The organism is Sporolactobacillus sp. PKPK-6 (genome assembly GCF_056678885.1).
On the sequence record NZ_JBWXPA010000001.1, the window covers coordinates 937,016 to 959,670 of the forward strand.

Here is a 22,655-nt window from a genome sequence, read left to right on the forward strand (position 1 = left end):
GGGGACTGTGCGATATTCTCTTATTTTGACTCATTATAACGCATGAACCAAACTTCTTTGCGGTTTTCCGTTGTTTTCAGTTATTTCTCGCAAACCCTATTTTACAGAGAAGACTCAGCAATGAGTCCTTTAATTTTCTAAGTGTTGCACTTAAAAATACAAGCTTTTAAAAAAATGGAGCGGCTCATATGAACCGCTCCATTTTTTAATCTATTTTTCTTATTTTACTTTAGCCATGCTGAGCAGACGCTTATATGTGTTCAACAGCGGCTTGTAATTCGCACTCACGAGGCCAACACCTTCAACAACCAGCTCAATCACGAGCATGACACTGACGATTATAAGCAACGAACCGAGCAAAGTTGATGTCGAGAACAGGATTGCCGCTAAAGCAAACATCGCGCTCATCCCGTAAATAAGAACCACAGTCTGGCTTTGGGTAAACCCGTAGCGAAGCAGACAGTGATGAAGGTGTGACTTGTCCGGTGCTGTTAACGGCTTTCTATTTACCAATCGACGGATGATTGCGAATAACGTATCGGAAATCGGAACCGCTAAGAGAATGATTGGTACAACGAGTGAAAACAAAGTCACATTTTTAAATCCGAGCAACGCAAGAACGGAAATAATATATCCAAGAAAATAGCTGCCGGTGTCTCCCATGAAAATCTTCGCCGGATGAAAATTATAAGGCAAGAAGCCCAGCGTACTTCCAAGCAGGATCGCGCTCACCGTAAAAACGAAAAAGTTTCCTTCTGTCAGTGATAGTCCGGCGATCGTTAAAAGCACAATGCTCGATACGCCGACAGCCAAACCATCAAGACCGTCAATTAGGTTGATCGCGTTCGTAATGCCCATGATCCATAGCAAGGTCAGTGGAATACTGAGCCAGTACAAATGCAGCACGCCGTTAAACGGAAGATTAATAAATGTGACACTGATCCCGCTGTTGACAATTACTAAAGCAGCAAAAAAGTGGGCCACAATCTTTACCCTTGGCGACAGCGAATACATGTCATCAAGTACGCCTGTAATAATGATAATCACACTGCCGATAATCAGCGGCAATGTAAAACTGCTGTCCGGCCACATGATCAGCATACCGATAATAAAAGCTAAATAAATAGCCAAGCCGCCCATTCGCGGCATTATTTTTTTGTGTACTTTGCGGGCGTTCGGAAGATCGGTCGCGCCAATGCGAATCGCCAGTTTCCTAACAAGAGGTGTTACAGCAACCGCAGCAAGAAAACAAATCAAGAACGTCACATAGACCATCGTTTCAGCCCCGCCCTTATCAATAAATTCGGATTCGTGTCCAACAAGATAGCAATCTTTTAAGCTTTCTTATACGGAATTATACCACATTGTAAAGACAATACCACTGGTAACTTTACGATATCTAAACAAACAACACAATCCGTTAAAATTAGTTTACAATATTAGAAGCCCTACGCATCAAATTCGGTATTTTTTTGATGATTCAAAGTAACAGTTGGAATCTCTAATAGGATTAAAAAAATAGCAAAAAAGGCAAAATGAATATGATTGCTTCACTTATTTTAAGGATGGGATCAATTTATGAATGAAAAAAAGCAAGTTGGTACGATTTGTATGAATGAATTTCACACAAAAAAGGAATTTACGGATGTATTTACTGACCGCATTATGGATCGTAAACCCATGAACTTATATTTTCTAAATGACCACGGCTATAATATTGCTCAAAAAGACCGCAATTATAACGAGGTTCTTAATCGTGCAGATTACTTGCTTAACGATGGCATCGGAATCAAATTAGGAGCAAAGCTTTGGGGCGTCTCCCTTGAAGAAAATTTAAATGGAACGGATCTTATTCCCCTGCTGCTGCAAAAATGCGCTGAGAACCATTGGTCGGTGTATTTGCTCGGGTCTTCGCAGCATATCGCTCAGACTGCTGCTCAAAAGCTTACTGAACAGTTGCCGAATTTAGTCATTGCCGGTACTCATGACGGCTATTTTTCATCAGAATCAGAGATGGTTGCAACGATTAATCAATCGGATGCGGATATTTTACTTGTTGGTATGGGCATGCCTCTGCAGGAAAAATTTATTGACCGCAACTCCGAATCTCTTGAACCGTTAGCTCGAATCGCCGTTGGCGGTTTTATTGATTTCGCATCCGGAGTAAAGCCGAGGGCGCCGAAAATCATGCGGAAGCTGAATCTTGAATGGCTGTTCCGCATGGCACTGGAACCGCGAAGAATGTGGAAGCGCAATGTGGTCGGACATGCCCAATTTTTTTCGAAAATCATTTGGCTTAAATGGAAGCATAATCACTAAAATGATACCGTTTAACCAAGAAATCATGCGGACGACATCTTGGCGTTCTACAAAAAGAAAGTATAAAATCGTAAAAGATTAGCGGAAGTTAGAATAAGCGGTCCGGCAATAAGGGAACTTTCGCTAACTAAGGTACGTCCTTGTACACAACGCGAAAGCCATCGCATCCTGCGAAAGTGCGTCCTGCGGCTCACCGGACACTAGGCCGTCGATGGCCGTTGCAACTAAGTCTTCGCCTTCGACTAAGGTTCGGTGAAGACTAGCTAATAATGATAGAATAATAATGGAAAAACTTTTAATGAAAGAAGGATCCACATGGAGAAGAGCTTTTTTATTCGGAACCGTAGGAAGCTTTATGAAACCTTGGAAGATCAATCGCTGACTGTTCTTTTTGCCGGTGAAGCGGCACATCAGTCTGCAGATGAGAGCTATCCTTTCTATCCCAACCGCAATTTTTACTATATGACCGGCATCGCCGAGCCAAAAGTAATATTCGTTGCAGCAAAATTCGGCGGTGAAATTGAAGAGACACTATTTATTGAGCGTGCTGATCCGTGGATGGCCAGATGGGTTGGCGAAACCATTACGCCTAATGAAGCACAAGAAGCCTCCGGTGTTCAGAACATTGAACTTCTAGACAAATTTGACACGTACATCCGGTCATTTATGGACAGTCGTGTGTGCAACCATTTGTACGCGGATCTTGAGACAAAATCATGGGAATTTCCAGCAAAGCCGTCAAACAAATTTGCTGCTGAATCCGCTGTCACCTATCCATACCTGACTATTCACAACCTATATCCGGTCATCTGCAAATTCCGCATTGTTAAAACGTCTGAGGAAATTGAACTAACGAAAAAAGCAGGTAAAATTACTGCAGACGGAATCAAAAATGTGCTTGCGAATGCCAAACCCGGCATGAAAGAATTTGAGCTGGAGGCTTATTTTAATTTCGTATTAAAGAGCAGCGGCTGCACCGAATTTGCTTTTCCAACCATTCTCGCCAGTGGGTTTAACGGTACCGTTCTTCACTATTCGGCAAACACGGGCACTGCCGCTGATGGAAATCTTGTGCTACTCGATCTTGGCGCTCAGTACAACTATTATAATGGCGACATCAGCTATACTTTCCCTGTAAACGGACGGTTTACGCCTCGCCAAAAAATAATCTATGACATTGTCTTACGTTGTAACCAAGAAATAACGAAAATGGCAAAGCCAGGCGTTGCCTTCATGGACTTGAACCGATTTACAATCGAGTTTTACACTGAGGAACTCATGAAAATCGGATTGATTAAAACACCTGAGGAATTGCGCAAGTATTACTTCCACGGAGTCAGCCATTCACTTGGACTAGACACGCATGACGTCGGTCCTTATCGCGAAATGGAGCTGGTTCCGGGTGAAATCATCACCAATGAACCCGGACTCTATATTCCCGAAGAAAGCATTGGCATCCGCATTGAAGATGATTTGCTGATTACAGAGGATGGTTCTGAAGTGCTTACCACCGGCCTTCCGCGCACGACCGATGAAATTGAAGCGTTTATGGCAGAGAATAATAGTAATCTAAAATAATCTTTAAAGAAATTAGGAGATTCCGATGATTTTGCGGAATCTCTTTTTCATGGAATAGATGTCTTATTTTGTCATTTCCCCGGAAATAGTGTTCTAAGCTATGGTAATCACTAAATCTGCTACAATGAAGAAAAAAGGTAGACAAAGGAAGGATCGAGATGAAACAGAAAAAGATAGTCATCGCACCGGACTCATTTAAAGAAAGTTTATCCGCACTTGAGGTTGCACAATCCATACGAGAAGGCCTCAAAAAAGTGTGGCCGGAAGCTGACTACATTCTCGTTCCGATGGCTGACGGCGTTGAAGGAACGGTCCGCTCCCTTGTCGATGCGCGGAACGGACGAATCATTTGCGAAAGGTAACCGGTCCTCTGGGCAAGCCGTTGACCGCATTTTATGGATTAATTAATGGTGACCGTACAGCAGTAATTGAGATGGCTGCGGCATCGGGCATCGAACATATAAAACAAGAGGAACGCGATCCGCTCGTTGCGACAACATACGGGGTCGGCGAGTTGATCCGTTCTGCTTTAGAACAAGGCGCGCGTCACATTATTCTCGGATTAGGCGGAAGTGCAACGAACGACGGAGGCTGCGGCATGGCGCAGGCACTTGGCGCCAGCCTTTTCGACGTGGATGGACACGAACTCCCCGTCGGCGGAGCGGCATTAATTAATCTGGATTCAATTGATTTATCCGGACTAGATCCGAGGATTAAAGAAGTACAGATTGAAGCCGCAACCGATGTCACTAATCCACTAACAGGAGTTACAAGCGCTTCCGCAATTTTCGGACCAAAAAAGGTGCAGACTCCAACAAGATTGCTCAGTTGGATCAGGCACTTGGAAGGTTCGCTAAGATTGTACGACGCGACGATAAACAAGAGATTTAGATCGTCCCCGGAAGTGGTGCGGCAGGCGGTCTGGGGGCCGGAGCTCTCTTTTTCTTAAACAGTGCCATTCGCCCCGGGATTGAGTTAGTGATCAAGGAGTCGGGGCTTGAAGAAAGCCTCCTTGGGGCTGATCTCGTGATCACCGGCGAAGGTAAAATTGATGTACAAACGATTTATGGGAAAACACCAATTGGAGTCGCAAAATGTGCGAAAAAGCATCGGATCCCTGTCGTTGCGCTTGCCGGATCCCTGTCAGAAAGCTGCGAATCTGTCTACGCACATGGTATTGATGCACTGTTCACGATTGTTCCCGGTACCGTTTCCCTTGATCAGGCATTAAAAGACGCACGCATCAATCTAGTCCGTACGATTTCTAATGTTGCTCGCGTTTGGCAAGTGGCTAAAAAAAGTAATCGTTAATAAACGGCCGATCTACGTTGTGCCTCTCTTATTACAAGTCAACATTATTAATGAAACGAAAAATCACCAGTGAAAGCCATTCACTGGTGATTTATTTGATTTCATTATTTTAGCTGCCATTGTTTCGTTATATAGTCAATCCATATTTCTCGTCCGGTTACATTCATCGTGTGTCCGTCATCGCCAACAGCATTCGCACGTTTTGATCCTTTCGGCCATTCAGATAAATAGTTAAGCACCGCTATCTTCTGTTTCTGAATATATGTTTTCATCTGGTCGATTCGATCATTCATATAAGGCTGCTTTGATGAATAGTTTGGCGGATTGACCAAAAATGCAGCTTTGGGATACTTATTTTTTACTTTTTCAGCCAGCAGAGTGGCCACTGTCTCCGTATCATCTGTACTTACTTGACGATCGTCATTATAGATAAGCGGAGTATATATCACAAGGTCCGGGCTTCCATTCACATTTTTCATCAAATCCCCAAGCTTCGCTTGATTCAGCACAAGCGAGTTCGACTTTCCCAGATCCTGAACGGTTACTCGGAAAAAGCCTTCTCCAAACGTATCATCGAGCTGCTTTTGCAGCAATAGTGCCAGAGCTTGTTCATTGCTGCTGCCGATCATCACAATCCGAACTTGTCCGTTTTTCTTATAAGCATTCTCGGCAGCATTCCGCAGCTCTTTTGGTAATTTTGCAATGTTCTTCTCGATCAATGTTTCCGATTGATCAGCACTCAGTCCCTCGATACTAGCTGTATCGTTTTTAGCCTGCAATGTTATTCGATCCAATTTATGGTTCCAATACCATTTACCTCCCACCACACTCACGAGGCACAGCACACAAACCAAAATCAGCCAAATTTTTTTCACTTCCGCCCACCCTCAACTCGATACCATTATGTATATTGAAAAATTCCCCATGCATATAATATATCGGTTGGCAGACCATGTTGCAATCATTTACCAGATAAATCAATGTTTTTCAATACTTTTAATCGGAATCTTGCTGCTCTTCCCGGACGATAACAATGTTCACACGTCGATTCATCGCCTTGTGCGCCGCCGTATCATTCTTTACGATCGGTCGGTATTCACCATATCCGACAAAATGCATGCGCTGCGGTGCGAGTCCGTCTTTATTGATCAGATAATTCATGACTGTCTGCGCCCGCAGACCGGATAATTCCCAATTCGAACGAATGGGCCTGCCTTGATCCCGAAAAGGAGTATTATCCGTATGCCCTTCGATACTGACCTCGTTCGGTACACTATTAAGAATGTTGCCAATCCGTGCCAATACTGATTTAGCATCTTTCTTCAAGTTAGCTTTTCCAAGATCAAACAGAATCTTTTCACGAAAAGTGAGCTGCACACCTCGCTGCGTTTCCGTAAGCGACACGTCCGGGCTTAAGTGATTGTTCTTGATGTACTGATCCAATTGAACGTACAACGCATCCAGCTTTTTTTTGTCCTTTTGTTTTTCCGAATCGCTAATGGACTGTGACTTTTTGACCAGCGGCACACTCGGCTTTGTTTGGCCTTTATCCGCACTCGGATAGCCGATGCCCTGAAGAATTGAATCCCCTTGAAATGATGATTTCAGAGATGAGACAAGCGCATTAAATTTCTGGTTTTCAATACTGCTCATCGAAAACATGACAATGAAAAAGACTAATAACAAAGTGATCAAATCCGAGTAAGTGATCAGCCAACGCTCCGAATTATGACTTGATTCTTCCGGCCGAGTATACCGCTTTTTTCTTGGCTTGCTCATGGCTGACCCGCTTCTTGGAATTCCCGATCTGCGGTTGTGCTGCCAGATCCGCTCGTCAGTTTCTGTTCAACCTTTCGGGATTCTTCTTCTGTTAGGAAAGCATAAAGTTTTTTCTTCAAAATCATCGTGCTTTCTCCATACTGAATAGACAATATTCCTTCAGTCTTCAATTGGCGGATTAAAATGTCACTGGCTAAATTATTTTTGATCTTCGTGTAAATAGGCAAATAAATCACGTTCGCACTGCCCACGCCATAAAGTGTTGCAATAAATGCGACAGCAATTGCCGGGCCAAGTGCGGAGGCATCTTCCAAGCTTCCGAGAACGTGTACAAGCCCCATAACAGTTCCAATGATGCCCATTGTCGGCGCATAACCGCCGGCAGATTCGAATATGCGGGCAATGGAGAGTATTTTTTGTTCATAAAGTTCAATGTCCCGATTCAATATGTCGTCAATAACATCGGAGTCTACACCGTCGACGACCATCTGAATACCATTCGACATAAACGCATCTGTTTCAAACTTCTGCTGCTCACCTTCCAAAGCAAGTAAACCTTCACGTCTGGATATATTGGCAAGATTAATCAGTTCAATGATCGTATCATCCTGGCGTTCTTTAGGTTTTGTAAATGCATATTTTAAAATAAACGGCGTTTTTGCCAAAATCTTTCCCGGAAAGCTAACAACCACCGCTCCGATTGTGCCTCCGACTACAATCAGAAAAGCGGTGACTTTTAATAACGCAACTAACTCTCCGCCTTCAAGTAAAAATCCAACAAGTAAAGATAGCAATCCGACCAGCAAGCCGATGACTGTTGCCACATCCATGTAAGTCAACCCTTTCCGCTGCTCTAATACCATTCTCATTCTTTATCGGCTATTTTCGCGCTGAATTAAAGTAGTTTCTTAAATTCGGTGCGGCAAACCTATGAACGACTCCATGCTAATAGGCATTATTACCTAATCCAACAGATTACAAGTGAATGCATTGTCAGACTCCTATCTTACTATTGAAAAGTTCAATCGTATATGAGTATCAAATAATTTTCACTTCCGTTTTTTGACATCACTTGTTAAAATATTATTTGTAACTTATTGTCGAAAAAAACACTAATATAGTCAGTCTCTTTAATTCTTACATTAGGTACCGCCTCTTGTAATGACTATCGCGTTAGTCTGTCTACCGCGGAACGTATCCTGATTTTTCCTAGGAGCTATTGAACGGGAGTGAACGGCACTTATGCCAAAAGTCGTAAAGCTTGAGAACTTGAAGGACGGAAGCATTCTCGCCAAGGATATTTACATAAATTCCTCTGTTCTCTTTAGAACGGGAATGTTGATCACTTCTGAGCTTATTAATTATCTTAAAAGAAAAAAAGTGAGTGCCGTAGCCATTTTCGATGGCCCTTCGATCGCACCGTTTCGAAATACATTTACACCAAAGTCGCGAATGACTGCTCATGAACGGAAAGAGCTTACTGAACGGTTTCAAAATGAAATGGCTCAAATTGCTGATGAATTACGTTACGGAAGAATTTTGCATTCGGAAACTTCATACCTATGGCTCCAATCACTTTATCTGAAATTCTACTCAAATCCGACTGTTCGTTTTCTACTGGACTGTCTGAAACAGTGGGATCCGATTTGCTATATCCATTCACTTGACGTCTTTGTATTAACAAGCCTCTACTTTAAGCATGTTCATTGGCGGGTAAGTCAGGAATTTCTTCTCGGTTCCCTGTTGCATGATATTGGCAAACTCTATACGCCAATTGAAATCTTATTGAAAACCGGAAAACTTACTCAACGTGAGTATGAAAAAATAACGCAGCATACCGTGGATGGCTGTGAATTACTCGATCGAATGAATTTTCCTGAAGAAACGTGCCGAGTTGCACGTTCTCATCATGAACGGTTAAACGGCAGCGGTTATCCGGATCACCTGCATGTGAAACCATCTGACCGTGATCTTAAATTGATGATGATTGTTGACGTATATTCAGCATTGACGTTGAGCCGATCCTATAGAAAACCGATGCACACAACAAAAGCAATGCAGATCATCCTAAATGACAGCTATAACAATGATTTGTTTGATTTAAAAATTTGTTATTTATTTATTAATTTCATACACATTTTCCCTCCTGCGACCCATGTTTTATTGACAAGCGGTGAGAAGGGCTTTATTCTTGCTAATTCATCAGGTTCTGACATCTTACCGCATGTTAAGCTTGAAAACAGCGGCAAGGTCATCCAACTCCCAAGCGACCTGTCTCTTACTGTCGAAACGATCACCAGCTGGGATAGCAGTGAGATGGTGTTGCAGGCAAGGCAGACATGGAACGATTACGTTAAGTATTTAATTGAGGGCGACAGTGTCAGGGCAGTTGATTGCCTCGATGCACTGTCTGACGGAATGCGTATTGAGGATGTATTTGTGAAGCTTTTTGAGCGTTCATTGGATGAAGTGCAAAAAGGATTTTTACTGAATCGCTTTTTGCAAGCAGATTATATGGTCGCTGCTTTCACGATCTTAAGATTGCTCAGCTGGAAAATGTTGAAAATAACGCACCAGCTTCCGAACACCGATATGGGCGAGATTGTCATCGCAAATTTGGAATCCTTTAGCGGCTTGACACGAGCAAAATTGATGGATGATCTTTTCACAATCAGCGGTTGGAAAACCGATTTCCTTCCTGAAATTAATGAAATAGGCATAATACAAGATCAAATTCAAAGAAAACAGGCACATTATCTTGCCATCTTATGTACAAATAAGCACGCGACCAACCTCTTTAGTTTACTAAAGCATTTGAGAAATGAGTTTCCCAAGTTAACGATCTTTGTCCTTGGAAACCAAGAAGAACTCGCAAAAGAATCCAAAAGAAATAAATTACTGTTCAGCACAAACCTGAGTGAACTAATCGCCAATATGAAGCGCTTATTTGCTAAGAAGATGGGAGCATGATTCTTCTACATAAAAAAACGGGAAGTCAGAGCGTAGCATTAGCATTGCTCAAGGCTTCCCGTTTTCACTATTGTTTCACTTTGAATTTCAGTTATTCAGTTGATCATTAATCATATCATGAACGCGTTGCTTTTCAGCAGAACCAACAACAAGATAATAGATTCCGTTAATTTTCTGTCCTTGGCCTTTTACTTCATAATCAATCGAATGCTTGCGCGCATCACGATAATTAAACGCGAGATTCTTCATATCACTAAAGGTCAAGTTCGTCTTCACATTGCTACCAAGCGCATCGAGAATCTGTGAGTAGCGAGATACCGATGACACATTAGCCATTTTATTGACAATCGCCATGATCACATCACGTTGTCTCTGATTCCGTCCGAAATCTCCTTGTGGATCCAGATGGCGCATCCGTACATAGCCCATCGCTTTTGCCCCTGTGTCCAGAGTAATGTTGCCGCGCGCGTAGTGATAACCCTTTTTATAGTAGCCCTCATCATGCCAATCCAATTTATTATTTACGGTAACCCCGCCGACCGCATCAACAAGGTCGCTCATGCCTTCCATATTGATCTTTATGTAGAAATCGAATGGAATATCGCCTATAAACTTTTGAACCGTATCTTCCGCCATCTTTGTATCACCGTACGCGTACGCAGCGTTAATTTTATCAATTGTGCCGCGACCGACAATTTCGGTTCGTGTATCACGCGGAATAGAAATCATCTGCATCGTTTTTGTTGTCGGATTTAACGTTGTTGCGATAATAGTGTCCGAACGCCCGCGGTCTCCCTTACGTTCATCGACGCCTAATAGAAGCAGACTTATCGGTTTTTTCTGAGTGATCGCATCGTGGTTGCCCTTGCCGCCAGCTGTCTCATACATATCGCCAGCTGTTGACGCAACCGAGTGATACATCCACCAAACATAACCTGCCCCTGCAGCAAAAAGCACAACAATAATGCTGCCGATCGTCAGTAAAATTTTCTTTTTCATGATCTCTTCCCTTTTCCTTGTAGATTCATCTTAGTTATTGAGCACAGCTTGGACTGGCCACCTCGAACAGGTTATCTTTTTTTCTTAGTCGGGATGCTTGCATCACTGAACTTATAGAGAAATCATAACATGCCCTTTCGTTGATGTGAACAATTTCCTAGTCCACCCAATTCTTACTGAAAGATATCTTTCGTTGCTTATTTTAAAAATGAGGGGTCAACAGTGATTTTCTTTGTAATCATAGAAACTCCCAGAGTCTTTTTAATCACAAAGCATACGATCGTTGTTTCCACTGCATCATCTAGGTTTCATTTGCATTGAAACCCAGTAAATCAGTCTCAACTTATATTGCCCTAATTCTATCTTTTGCTGACTCTATTTTGATACCAAGAAAAACTACTGGGCGCTGCCTGGTCCTTAATCTCCATCCATGTGTGATGGTTTTGTGTCTTTTTCGGTGCTGAATCGTCGCGAACCTCCTCAGACAGGCAGGAATCTGCGGGGTCTCGTGCGATCAACAGAGCCGCACCCGCAAGCGTCTCACACCTGCGCGTTTGGTTCACAACCTTTTGCTTTTTCAAAAATCATATACTTTACTTATAAAAAAAGCGCAACGGAATAATTCCGCCGCGCTTTCTTTAATTGAGCAATAAATTAGTCAACGACTTCGATCTTGTCTTTGCCGCCGAATTTTTCATACCAAGGAGTTGCATTTTCAGCAAGGATTGCGTTGAGTTCTTCAACGTTTGCCTTACCTTGAGAACGAAGCCATTTAATAGCGCCTTCTTCTCCACCCTTGCCGTAAGCTTCAACGCCGTCACGCCATGTAGCACGGCCACAAAGTACACCATTGTATTTTGCACCTGCATCGTGAGCGAACACGAGTGTTTTCTGGAAGAGTTCAGTTGAAACGCCTGCACTCAGCCAGATGTAAGGGATCGTTGTCAGTTTGTCAACTTCGAGGAAGTAGTTCTTAGCTTCTTCAGCAGTGTAAACAGGAGCGTTTTCGCCAACGCCTTCTACACGGCTCATGTCAACAGGAACTTCCAATTTCAGAACGTCGATACCATAACGTTCTTGTGTAAAGACCTTGATCGAATCAAGAACCTTTTGAGGTTTAACTTTAGCATATTCTTCTTTGTCCGTAATTTTTTCATCGTAAGTTACGATTTCAAAGAACAGCGGAATGTCTTCAGCTTTACATTCGGAACCGATACGTTCTACGAATGCTTTTTTAACATCGTTGATTTCATCTGGTTCATCAGGGTCAAAGTAAACGAGCAGTTTAACAGCAGTACCGCCGTTTTCTTTGATGCGTTTTACAGACCAGTTAGGAAGAAGATCAGGAATACGACCAGCTTCAGTAGCGTCATAACCTGTTTTTTCATAAGAAGTCAGAAGGCCACAAGATGCTGCGCGCGCTTTACCTGCAGGAATGCCATATTCTGGGTCAAGCAGAATAGCACTTGCATATGGAGTCAATTCTTTAGATACAAGCGTTTTGAAATCCGCCAATTCTTCAACCGTAGCGTCTTTGCCTTGTGCTGCGCCGATCATTCTTTTCAAAGAACCACGTTGGTCAATTGCCAATGCTGCAATTACACCGTTTTTGTCAGACAATTGTTCGAGAAATTCAAACTTGCCTTTGGAAATTTTAACCATTACCGATAACCTCCAAGAATTTATTGGACAACTAACATGTCCGATACATTATAAACAAACGACAAACAACCGTCGCACCTTCTCAGGTGGCCTATCGCTTTTATCTCACAATCTTCATTTTACGTCATTTTCTGTCATAAAGTCAATTTCACAAATTCAATAATCCTGTGAACAATTTTTTTACTGCTTTACACCTGTTTTCTCACAGTGCAAAAGCATTGAATAAATCCTATCCAAAGAATGTTTGGTAGAGCAGAAAGACATTCAGACAAATCACGACAGCCGCAATACACCAAGCAGTGAAGGTTGTCAGCTTATGGTTCACGAGCTTGCCCATAAGCTTTTTATTGCTGGTAAACACAATAAGCGGGATGATCGCCAGTGCGATGCCAAAGGACAAGACAACCTGACTCATGACAAGCGCTTTTGTTGCGTTAGCCCCCGAGATGATCAATATGAGCGGCGGCAGCATTGAGCAGACACGACGCAGAAGGACCGGAATACGTTTATGAATAAAACCTTGCATCATAATGTCGCCCGCAAGTGTACCGACGGATGAACTTGACAAGCCTGCAGAGAGCAAACCGACACCGAACAGAATACCGGCAATCGGTGCAAGATACGTGCTGAACCCTTGAAAAGCAACGGTTAAATCATTGATGACTTCCTTACCGTAGAAAGTAGATCCTGCAACGGTGAGCATAATAGCGTTAATTACACCTGCGATAATCATCGCAATTAAAATATCAATCAATTCAAAGCGAAAAATTTTCTTACGTTCTTCCGAGTTCCGACCAATAACACGCCGACAGGTCAACCCCGAATGCATATAAATCGCATGCGGCATAACCGTAGCCCCGAGAATTCCTGCCGCAAGCAGCACGCTCTCGGTTCCTTGAAATTGAGGAACGAAGCCTTGAACAAATGGTTTAAACTCCGGTAAAGCAAAAAGTATTTCAAAGCTGAATGCAATGACAACAATAAAAACCATCAAGGCGATAACCATTTCAAGCGGTCTGAATCCTCTGATTTGAAACATGAGAATCAACAGTGCACAAATCGCAGTCAAGATCGCAGATGGGATCATCGGAAGACCAAAAACAAGATGAAAGCCAAGTGCCGCACCGATAAATTCGGCGAGATCTGTTGCCATGATCATAATTTCACCCTGAAGCCAATAAAAGATCGAAACTTTTCTCGGCCAGCGGTCACGGATAATTTCCGGAAGATTGTGTGAGGTTGCGATTCCAATTTTGGCAGATAACATTTGGATAAGAATTGCCATTAAGTTGGAGATAACAACCACCCAGAGCAGCAAATAGCCAAATTGCGAGCCTGCCTGAATATTTGTTGCATAATTGCCTGGATCAATATAGGCGACTGCCGCGATGAAAGCAGGGCCAATGAATGGAAGCATTTGTCTCCATCCCTTCGCCCCGCCAACAGCTTGTTCAAATGATTGCGGGTGCGGTTCAGAATTGACCGCATCGGAAGATTGTCTTTTGTTCATAGTCTTTTGTTCGAATTGGTTCAGTCCGGTCTTCTGCTGTTCTTGATCGGACATGACACTCCTCCTTTTTTCGCTCTGCGAACATAAGTTTCTCCAGAGAAACTTATGTGCCTATAAATAACCTACTTTATTCTTTTACATAATGCAACTAGTTTTTACTCAAAAATGTCTTATGTAAAAAATTTATTTCAATAAAAGAACATAAATTTTACAAAATCAGCGTTTTTTTTCAGGAAGGCGCACGAAGCACATATAGATAAAAACCACGGCGCACAGCGCGCCATAGAGAGGATAAAGCGTGGAGATTAACGATGCGTAGCCGAATTGTCCAATAAAAAAGGTACAGATGATCAGACTTAGCATGGCAAAGCGAATTGTGAACAACGTTGGAAATACACTGTGCAGCTGGCGTGTCAGACCGAAAATATTGCCGACAAAAGTGGTCAGTATTTCTCCAAAAATAACGCAGATAAATGCAGCATGCATCACTGTTCCGAGCGGACGCACCATCTCTGCCATCGGCAATTCAAACAAACTGATATCAGACTTTCCGAGCATCATGAGATGGGACATAAGCAAAATCATCGCAAGCCCGCATCCCCCGAGAATGCCGCCAAGACGAATCACCTGTTCATCTTTAAACTCCTTAGCCATAGGTACAAGCACAACAAGCGCTGTAGAGAGATTAAATGCGGAGTAATTAAATGCAGAAAACAGCCAGTGAATATGGCCGGATTCAGGAAAAAATTGAGCACCAGCTTTGTTTGTCCAAAAAGTAATCAGCACAAAGCTGACCAATAGAGGTACGACCAGCATGTTGACAAACAGCAAACCTCGAACGCCTCTAACCAGAAAAAGAATGCCAATCAAAAGAGCGAGCACAATGCCGAATTGCCGGCTCCATCCCAGCTGCTCGCCAAAGACTGCTCCGGCTCCTGCCAGCATCACTCCTGTCATGCCCAATATAATAAAGAATAAAAGCGCCTGAATGACATTCCCGATTCGTTCGCCAAATAAAGCGGCAAGAAGCTCATTAAACGAGTAGGCGTCAATCCGTTTCGCGTACACCATCATTTTCGTCCCAATCCAAGTCATGAACGCGCCGCTTAGGATTGCACCGATCGTACCGAATGAATGATACTGGGTAAAAAATTGAATGATCTCACGACCAGAGGCAAAACCGGCGCCGACCACAGTACCGATGAACGTCGCTGCAACCTGCATAATGCCAACCACCTTGTTCTTCATCTGATCGTCCCTTTCTGATTCCGTCATACTCGGTTTTCTTATTCATCCTATGCGCTGCTTGTCCCATCCATACCACTCTCCATAAGCCTTTACAAAGGCTATGAGACACGTTATACTCTGAAAGTAAACGATATGATTGAGAAAGGGGACATGTTTTATGGCGAATCGCATACGTACTGCCGCATACAATCTCATTGTCGCGTGCCACCGGTCCCCTATTTTCAGCATAATCTGAACGTTGAACTGACGATTAGGGATCGGCGGCCTTTCACAGGGCAGCTCCATTTTTACGAAAAGACCGTGTGAACGGTCTTTTTTTAATACCTAATTTTAAGACAACCGGAGGATTTATATGAACTTAAAAATGTATGGCTGGAATCAACATTTAGACGCAACACAATTGAATCTAGAAAATGGCCAGTCGATTGGCCGAGTGACATCCGAATATAAAGGACAGTATAAACTCGTAACAGAGCAAGGCGACTATTTAGCTGAGGTTACCGGAAAACTGCGTCATCAGGCAGAAGAACGTGAAGACTTTCCTGCAGTCGGCGACTGGGTGGTTATCCGTGAACGTCCGTCAGAGTGCAAGGCAACCATAGATCGCATTCTTCCCAGATACAGTAAATTTTCACGAAAAGCAGCAGGCGTAACTACTGTGGAACAAATTGTCGCTGCCAATATTGATACCGTCTTCCTTGTCATGGCGCTGAATCATGACTTTAATATCCGCAGATTGGAACGCTATTTGACCATGGCCTGGGAAAGCGGTGCGAATCCTGTCATCCTGCTGAGCAAGGCAGATCTGTGTACTGATTTGGAAACGAAGATCGCCGCGGTAGAAGAAATTGCATTCGGCGTTCCCCTCATTACGGTCAGCGTACTGAGAGATGCCGGCAAGCAGCAAATCACTGACTATCTGGGTCAGGGAAAAACAGCCGTTTTTCTCGGGTCATCCGGTGCCGGAAAATCAACATTAACAAACTGGCTTTGCGGCAAAGACATTCAGGTTGTGCATTCAGTCCGCGAAGATGATGACCGGGGCAGACACACCACAACAACACGTGAACTGATTGTTCTTCCCGGCGGCGGGGTCATTATTGACACGCCGGGCATGCGCGAACTGCAGCTTTGGACGGCTTCTGATGATTCGCTGGAACAAAGCTTCTCAGATATTGAAACTTTCGCCTCTGAATGCCGTTTTAGAGATTGCACCCATCAAAAAGAGCCAGGGTGCGCGGTGCAACGCGCTCTGCAGGATGGCAGTTTGAGCGAAAATCGTTATCAAAGCTATCTCAAGCTGCAGCGCGAGCTTGCTTTTATTCGGCGCAAGTCCGATGTCCAAGAGCGGCTTAAAGAAAAAGCACGCTGGAAACAGATTCATATGTCCATGAGACGCCATCGCTGAAACGTACGAACAAAATAAAAGTCAAAGGCATTCGTTCCCGAGTGCCTTTGACTTTTATGCTAGAATAGAAAACACTGATCGTTTAAGACAAGCAGCATCATTTATATGGAGGTCATTAAATGGATCAAAAATTAACACCGCTGAAGACTATAGATTTTGATCTGTTTTATCGTTTAATGAAATGTTCATTCCCAGTAGCAGAATTTCGCCCGCGCAGTAAAGAGCGCCAGCTATTAAACCAAGCGAATTTTACCGTTTTAACACGCTATGATTTATCTGGGAAAAAAATTGACGGATTTATCGCCGAATGGTCGTTCAGTGATTTTCTCTTTCTGGAGCATTTCGCCGTGGATCCAAATCTGCGCGGACGCGGGATCGGATCGACACTGCTCAGCAATTATCTCGAGCAAGCCAAAAAAACGGTTTTAATTGAGGTCGAATCACCAACGACCGATCTTGCTGTTCGCCGTATTCACTTCTATGAGCAGTTGGGTTTCTCGCTCAGTTCGTTCGGTTATGTTCAGCCTGATTTAGGTCAGACCGGCGATCACATTGACTTGCTCATGATGCAGTATCCGAATCCCCTGACCGAGCATGTCTTTAAGGAGCGAAAAAAAGAAATTTTCCAATCTGTCTATGGAGTGGAAAACTGAAGATTATATGTACAAAAGATCGGTCCGGGGACACAGCCGGCCCGATTTTTTGTTTTAATAAGCCCACGACGCGCCAATAATGATTAAGAGAATAAACAAAACAACCACCAACGCGAAGCCTGAGTTCTGTCCGAATCCTTCTGAAGCACCCATGATCCTCATCACCTCCACTTGATTTTCTCTACTATCTTATGCGAATGCCCCAAATCGTTTCGCCCGTTTTGTTACATCTGCTTTTTGCTTTGTTTCAGATCCGCATGCCGAACGAAAATGACTGTGATAAAATGACAGTAATTACTGCCGTGCTTTTCGCTATTTTGCCATCGTTATGAATGGATCTTACAGGAGGCTTGCTACATGGAAAATTTTGAAACATTGTTGGAACACTATGCCGATATCACCGTTACAATCGGTCTTAATGTGCAAAAAGATCAAGATGTCATGATCTTCGCACCCATTGAATCGCCGGAATTTGTACGGAAAATTGTGCGAAAAGCTTATGAAGTAGGTGCTCGTCATGTCTTTGTCGACTGGACTGATGAAGAATTAACTCGATTGAGACTCGATCTTGCGTCTGAGAAATCACTCAGCCAGTTTCCCGAATGGCGTGCACGCTCATTTCAGGAACTCTCGAATCAAAATGCGGCTTTTCTCTATATCTATTCGCCGAATCCGGAATTACTCGCAGGAATAGATCCGCTGCGCGTTGCTACAGCACAGAAAGCAGCTGCGGCCGCAAATAAACAATTTTCAAATGATAAAAGCAGTGCCAAGGTAAGCTGGACCATTGTCTCGGTACCGACCGCAGCTTGGTCAGCCAAAGTGTTTCCCGGCATGGAAGAATCTGAACGAATCGATGCGCTTTGGCAGCAAATTTTCAAAATCACGCGAGCAGACAAGGAAGATCCCGAAGCCGCGTGGAAACAGCATATCCAATCACTAACGGACAAGCTGAACTATTTCAACGAAAAACGATTTAAGACACTGCACTATGCAGGACCAGGCACCAACCTAACCATTGAGCTTCCGGCAGAACATCTTTGGATTGGCGGCGGAATGTCCAATGATCAAGGTATTCCTTTTCAGCCGAATATGCCAACTGAAGAGGTCTTTACAATGCCGCTCAAAACCGGAGTTAACGGTACCGTCTCCAGCACAAAGCCGTTGAATTATGGCGGAAATCTGATTAACAACTTCTCTGTTACATTTAAAAACGGTAGAATTGTGGATTATAAAGCAGAGCAAGGATTAGAAACGCTGAAACAAATCATTGAGACGGATGAAGGCTCGCACTATCTTGGTGAGGTTTCTCTCGTTCCGCACCATTCGCCTATTTCAGAAACCAATCTTATCTTCTACAACACCTTGTATGATGAAAATGCTTCCTGCCATTTAGCAATCGGGCACGGTTTTCCATTTAACTATCGCGGCGGACGCAAAATGTCTGAAGAGGCACTCGCGGCGGCAGGGATGAATCAAAGCCTTACCCATGTTGATTTCATGGTCGGATCCGGTGAACTGGATATTGACGGTGAAACAGCAGATGGTGAAAGGACTCCGATTTTCCGTAACGGTAATTGGGCAATCTGAAAATCAGTATAAAAAGCAGGTCTGAGTTCACTCAGGCCTGCTTTTTACGTCTCTTTAAATTTATAAAGTAGTCTCAAATCTTGAAGCGTTTGATTTCTTCCTGCATCATTTGAGCCTGTTGATCCAGATCTCCGGCCAACTTGTTCAGTTCTTCCATCGAAGCCGTCTGTTCCTGAACAGAAGCACTCATTTCTTCGGTGCTGGCAGCGGTCTCCTCACTTGTTGACGCAATGGTTTGTGAACCTTGAGTTATCTGTTCAATCTGTTCATGCGTCTTAATAATCGCATTGGCGATTGTCTGCATGCCCTTCACATTAAGTTTGATGGTTTTTTCGATTTCTTTAAACGCGTCATTGGATTCGGCAACGGCAGCATGTTGTTCTTGAAGTGTTTCGTTCGTTTGCTCACAATAAGCGACTGCTTGCTGAATTTCATGATTCATTGATTGAACCGTATCGGTTACTTCTTTTAATGATTGATTCGTCTGCTGTGCAAGTTTTCGAATTTCTCCGGCAACAACCGCAAAGCCCTTTCCATGTTCACCTGCATGCGCGGCCTCGATGCTCGCATTCAGGGAGAGCAAATTTGTTCTTCGTGCAATGCCGTCCAGCACATCAATAATTTGATGCACATTTTTCGCATGTTCCTCCATTTTTAATACGGTATTGATGATCTGATGCGTCGTATCCGCAGATGTCTTTGATTGGGCGGAAAGATGATTCATCTTTTCAAGGCCGCCATTCGCATATTCCTTCATTCGCTCAGCCCCATGGAGAACCTCTGTACTGCGGTCATCAATTCGATTAACCTCATCCAAAAGGCCTTGCAGCGACGATTGGCTCTCATCAATCGACTTAGACTGACTTGATGCTCCTGTAGCAATTTCCGTAACCGTTGCACTAATTTCATTTGCGGACGCAACATTCTCTTCAGCACTGGCTACCAATGTTTGCGAGGCCCCAATGATTTGATGCGACACCTCATACATCTTCTTAAAGGCTTCACGGTTCGTATTCGCAAGTGCATTAATACTTTTTGTCAGCTGGGATAATTCATCATCGCCTTGGATCGGTATCTTTACGGTAAGATCTCCATTTTCAATGCGACCTGCAGCTTCTTGAAGCTTTCTCAATCGCGTAACGACACGGCCAAGTGTGTAGAGCGTGATCAAAATAGAAACAATAATAATAATGACCAACGTTGCAACGGATGGCAGAGTAATGAGGTTCGCTCTGTTTGAAATCGCACTCTTATCGATAATGCCTAATAGAGTCCAGCCGGATGTCTTATTCGTGTGGAAACTTACCAATTTTTGTGAACCGTCGATCTTTGCATAAAACTTGCCGCTCTTTCCCATACTGCGCATTGTCTTATAGAAGTCTTGACCGGCAACATTTTTACCTAACTGACTTTTTTTAGGAGAGGCAATGTAGGTGCCCTTACTGTCAAGCAGCGCGACATAGCCGGAATCTCCAAGCTTTGCTTCGCTTACTTGCTTGATAATGGATTGAATAAATAAATCCATCTTAATGACACCTTTTACTTGTCCGTTATCAACAATGGCCTGCACGACGCTCACGACATTTTGCTTCGTCACGCTGTCCGTATAAGGGTCGGTCCACATGGACTGGCCGTTTCCGCCTACCCCGTCCTTGTACCATCCTTCTTCGGTGGGATCATAGCCTTTGTCAAAGAAATACATAGGCGACCGTACAACAGCTCCTTTCGCCGATGCATAGGTAATTGCCTGATATTTAGTATTTGAACTAAGTACATTTTGGAAATCCTGTTGAATTTCTTCGTTATTTTTCTTTACATCTCCGAGCATTTTGCTCATTGTAAACTGGCGGGTAACCGATTGTGCGTCATCAAAATAGGTATCAAAGGTTTGATCCGTGGCCTTCAATTGTGCCATGGCCGATTGCGTCATCTGATTGCGAATGAGCCTCGCTCCATAGATGTAGCTGAATAGCCCGCCGATCAAACCGACGATTACCATGATACTGACAATCGGAATTAAGAGCTGTTTTTTCACACTCATTTTTTCTAGAGCGCGTCCATTCAGAAATTGCGGCAATTTAACGATTAATGCCCCTGCGGATTTAAACGTTTCTCCCCACGCCAATTTCGTTTTCTTTTTCAGTTGTCTCACCTTTTTTTTTGCCTTATCCGTGTCCTTCTCTTTGTTCATGCGTTGTCAGCCCCCCGAGTACCTTGCTCCCTTATATCTATTGATCAAATCAATGGAAAAATTTGAATTAAACTAGCTTGTACCCCTTAAGGGCCTTTTGAATGATCGCAGCATCTGCTTCCAGATCAGCCGCAAGTTTGGTCAGATGTTCCATTCCGGCGGTCTGTTCCTCGATCGATGCCGTCACTTCCTCTGTGCCGGCAGCTGTTTGTTCACTGATCTGAGTCATTCCATCAATATGTTCTTTAATTTTTTGCGTCTGCGTCGCCATGTCTTTGATCGAAGCGGAAATGTTGCTGATTCGCTCTTTATTCTCAGTCACGGCTTCAGCAATCCGCTTTGATGCCTTCTCAAAAGCACTGACAACGATAAATTGTTCTTCCAGAACTTTACTTGTTTTTCCGGCAAACTGAACCGTATTTTCCGTATCCAAACGAATGCCGGTCATCAACTCGGAAATTTCTTTCAAGGCATGATCGGTTTGTTCCGACAACTTACGCACTTCATCTGCGACAACAGCAAAGCCTTTGCCTTGTTCTCCGGCACGAGCGGCCTCGATCGCCGCATTTAAGGCAAGCAAATTGGTTTGGCCGGCAATTTCAGAGACGGATTCAATGATCTTGCCTACATTCTTTGAACGTGAATCTAAGGAAGCGATCGCGTCAATAATATCAGCAGTCGTACTGATTGTCCGTTCCGAATGATTTCTCAGCTTAATGACAGACTGCTGATTTCCTTCAGAAATTTTGGCCAGCTGCTCCGCGCCGTGCTCCATCATCTGTGTCTGCTCCGTAATGCTGCCCATTCTCTCTTTTAACTGATCCGTTGCCTCTTTATTTTTTCCCATTAATTCTGCTTCATCGGAGGCTCCGGCAGCAATTTCGGTCATCGTCGATCCGATCTCGTTTGATGAAGCCGTATGCTCTTCAACACTTGAAACCAGCGATTGCGAGGCATCGTTTACTTTTTCGGAGACTAGTGACATGCTCTCAATCACACTGTGATTCATTCGAATCATGTGGTTGATGCCTTCGGCGAGTCGTGCCAATTCATCATTTTCTTTATCGTTGATAATCACACTCATATCGCCTGTCTCAGCTTTGCCGACAGCAAGCCTCAAATCATGCACACGCTTGTTGTATCCCTTGAAGATAAAAAGTAAGGCAAAAAGACCCGCGATTAAGGTCACCCCGCTTGCAAAAATAGCGGGAACAAGCATTCCTTCGACACCGAGATAATAAAAAACCGCAGCGACAACCAATACGCCAATAAAAAAAGCAACAAAATAAAGGCTCTGAAGATTAAAGCGCCTTTTGTTTTGGCTTTTTTGTTTCTCTTTTAAAGCCATGACTGATCCATCCCTTCAAGCCCACTTCAATCACTTTCACAATTCTCGCACAGCCCATCATCTATCACTTAGTATATCGGAGTGTTCAA

General features: G+C 43.6%; 20 protein-coding genes. 9 read left to right on the forward strand and 11 right to left on the reverse strand.

The genetic code is table 11. From position 1 onward, the window contains the following. Positions 1-219 precede the first annotated feature (219 nt). The gene (locus AC1MBV_RS04520; RefSeq protein WP_480947624.1) at positions 220-1,275 is read right to left on the reverse strand and encodes a glycosyltransferase family 4 protein; all 1,056 of its coding nucleotides are present in this window, start codon (positions 1,273-1,275) and stop codon (positions 220-222) included. 303 nt (positions 1,276-1,578) lie between these two features. Between AC1MBV_RS04520 and AC1MBV_RS04525 the strand changes: the two genes are divergently transcribed. The 5 genes from AC1MBV_RS04525 to AC1MBV_RS04545 all read left to right on the forward strand — a co-directional run bounded on the left by AC1MBV_RS04525 (position 1,579) and on the right by AC1MBV_RS04545 (position 5,208). Continuing rightward, complete coding sequence (locus tag AC1MBV_RS04525; RefSeq protein ID WP_480947625.1) at positions 1,579-2,319, forward strand: WecB/TagA/CpsF family glycosyltransferase; 741 nt, start codon at positions 1,579-1,581, stop codon at positions 2,317-2,319. A gap of 315 nt (positions 2,320-2,634) precedes the next feature. Then, on the forward strand, positions 2,635-3,897 hold the full coding sequence (locus AC1MBV_RS04530) for an aminopeptidase P family protein (protein ID WP_480947626.1): 1,263 nt from the start codon (positions 2,635-2,637) through the stop codon (positions 3,895-3,897). 158 nt (positions 3,898-4,055) lie between these two features. Next, positions 4,056-4,259 carry a glycerate kinase gene (locus AC1MBV_RS04535; protein WP_480947627.1) on the forward strand — a complete coding sequence of 68 codons (204 nt, stop codon included), beginning with the start codon at positions 4,056-4,058 and terminating at the stop codon, positions 4,257-4,259. Beyond that, a complete protein-coding gene (locus tag AC1MBV_RS04540; RefSeq protein ID WP_480947628.1) occupies positions 4,247-4,846 on the forward strand; it encodes a glycerate kinase in 600 nt (199 codons plus the stop codon). Before AC1MBV_RS04535 ends, AC1MBV_RS04540 begins: the two co-directional genes overlap by 13 nt. Next, entirely contained in the window at positions 4,819-5,208 is a 390-nt protein-coding gene (locus AC1MBV_RS04545) for a glycerate kinase (protein ID WP_480948256.1), read from the forward strand. Before AC1MBV_RS04540 ends, AC1MBV_RS04545 begins: the two co-directional genes overlap by 28 nt. Before the next feature lie 104 nt (positions 5,209-5,312). Here AC1MBV_RS04545 and AC1MBV_RS04550 read toward each other — a convergent pair whose 3' ends face one another. The 3 genes from AC1MBV_RS04550 to AC1MBV_RS04560 form a co-directional block, all read right to left on the reverse strand. Beyond that, the gene (locus AC1MBV_RS04550; RefSeq protein WP_480947629.1) at positions 5,313-6,083 is read right to left on the reverse strand and encodes a hypothetical protein; all 771 of its coding nucleotides are present in this window, start codon (positions 6,081-6,083) and stop codon (positions 5,313-5,315) included. A gap of 121 nt (positions 6,084-6,204) precedes the next feature. Next, entirely contained in the window at positions 6,205-6,987 is a 783-nt protein-coding gene (locus AC1MBV_RS04555; protein ID WP_255747511.1) for a flagellar motor protein MotB, read from the reverse strand. Continuing rightward, on the reverse strand, positions 6,984-7,817 hold the full coding sequence (locus tag AC1MBV_RS04560; RefSeq protein WP_255747512.1) for a flagellar motor protein: 834 nt from the start codon (positions 7,815-7,817) through the stop codon (positions 6,984-6,986). Before AC1MBV_RS04560 ends, AC1MBV_RS04555 begins: the two co-directional genes overlap by 4 nt. Before the next feature lie 412 nt (positions 7,818-8,229). Between AC1MBV_RS04560 and AC1MBV_RS04565 the strand changes: the two genes are divergently transcribed. After that, positions 8,230-9,957 carry an HD-GYP domain-containing protein gene (locus tag AC1MBV_RS04565; RefSeq protein WP_480947630.1) on the forward strand — a complete coding sequence of 576 codons (1,728 nt, stop codon included), beginning with the start codon at positions 8,230-8,232 and terminating at the stop codon, positions 9,955-9,957. An 87-nt stretch (positions 9,958-10,044) separates the two neighbouring features. Here the strand turns inward: AC1MBV_RS04565 and AC1MBV_RS04570 are convergent, their stop codons facing one another. The 4 genes from AC1MBV_RS04570 to AC1MBV_RS04585 form a co-directional block, all read right to left on the reverse strand. Then, entirely contained in the window at positions 10,045-10,956 is a 912-nt protein-coding gene (locus AC1MBV_RS04570; protein ID WP_255747514.1) for an LCP family glycopolymer transferase, read from the reverse strand. Positions 10,957-11,610: 654 nt separating this feature from the next. Then, a complete protein-coding gene (gene lacD, locus AC1MBV_RS04575; protein ID WP_255747515.1) occupies positions 11,611-12,618 on the reverse strand; it encodes a tagatose-bisphosphate aldolase in 1,008 nt (335 codons plus the stop codon). A 229-nt stretch (positions 12,619-12,847) separates the two neighbouring features. Further along, a complete protein-coding gene (locus AC1MBV_RS04580; protein WP_255747695.1) occupies positions 12,848-14,128 on the reverse strand; it encodes an Nramp family divalent metal transporter in 1,281 nt (426 codons plus the stop codon). A gap of 216 nt (positions 14,129-14,344) precedes the next feature. Next, a complete protein-coding gene (locus tag AC1MBV_RS04585; protein WP_480947631.1) occupies positions 14,345-15,376 on the reverse strand; it encodes a YkvI family membrane protein in 1,032 nt (343 codons plus the stop codon). 352 nt (positions 15,377-15,728) lie between these two features. Here AC1MBV_RS04585 and rsgA point away from each other — a divergent pair, with 352 nt between their 5' ends. Together rsgA and AC1MBV_RS04595 are read left to right on the forward strand one after the other, a co-directional pair. Further along, a complete protein-coding gene (gene rsgA / locus AC1MBV_RS04590; protein WP_480947632.1) occupies positions 15,729-16,784 on the forward strand; it encodes a ribosome small subunit-dependent GTPase A in 1,056 nt (351 codons plus the stop codon). Positions 16,785-16,903: 119 nt separating this feature from the next. Beyond that, positions 16,904-17,437 (forward strand): GNAT family N-acetyltransferase, encoded by a 534-nt coding sequence (locus AC1MBV_RS04595; protein WP_480947633.1) that lies wholly within the window; start codon positions 16,904-16,906, stop codon positions 17,435-17,437. A gap of 54 nt (positions 17,438-17,491) precedes the next feature. On the opposite strand, the gene AC1MBV_RS04600 is transcribed toward AC1MBV_RS04595, so the two are convergent. Then, positions 17,492-17,590: a YjcZ family sporulation protein gene (locus AC1MBV_RS04600; protein WP_255747519.1), complete on the reverse strand. Its 99-nt coding sequence runs from the start codon at positions 17,588-17,590 to the stop codon at positions 17,492-17,494. Positions 17,591-17,794: 204 nt separating this feature from the next. Between AC1MBV_RS04600 and AC1MBV_RS04605 the strand changes: the two genes are divergently transcribed. Further along, positions 17,795-19,027, forward strand: a complete 1,233-nt coding sequence (locus AC1MBV_RS04605) for an aminopeptidase (RefSeq protein ID WP_255747520.1) — start codon at positions 17,795-17,797, stop codon at positions 19,025-19,027. 73 nt (positions 19,028-19,100) lie between these two features. On the opposite strand, the gene AC1MBV_RS04610 is transcribed toward AC1MBV_RS04605, so the two are convergent. Both AC1MBV_RS04610 and AC1MBV_RS04615 read right to left on the reverse strand, forming a co-directional pair. After that, positions 19,101-21,218, reverse strand: a complete 2,118-nt coding sequence (locus tag AC1MBV_RS04610; RefSeq protein ID WP_480947634.1) for a methyl-accepting chemotaxis protein — start codon at positions 21,216-21,218, stop codon at positions 19,101-19,103. A 67-nt stretch (positions 21,219-21,285) separates the two neighbouring features. Continuing rightward, positions 21,286-22,566, reverse strand: coding sequence for a methyl-accepting chemotaxis protein (locus AC1MBV_RS04615; RefSeq protein WP_480947635.1), 1,281 nt, complete (start codon positions 22,564-22,566; stop codon positions 21,286-21,288). Positions 22,567-22,655 lie beyond the last annotated feature (89 nt).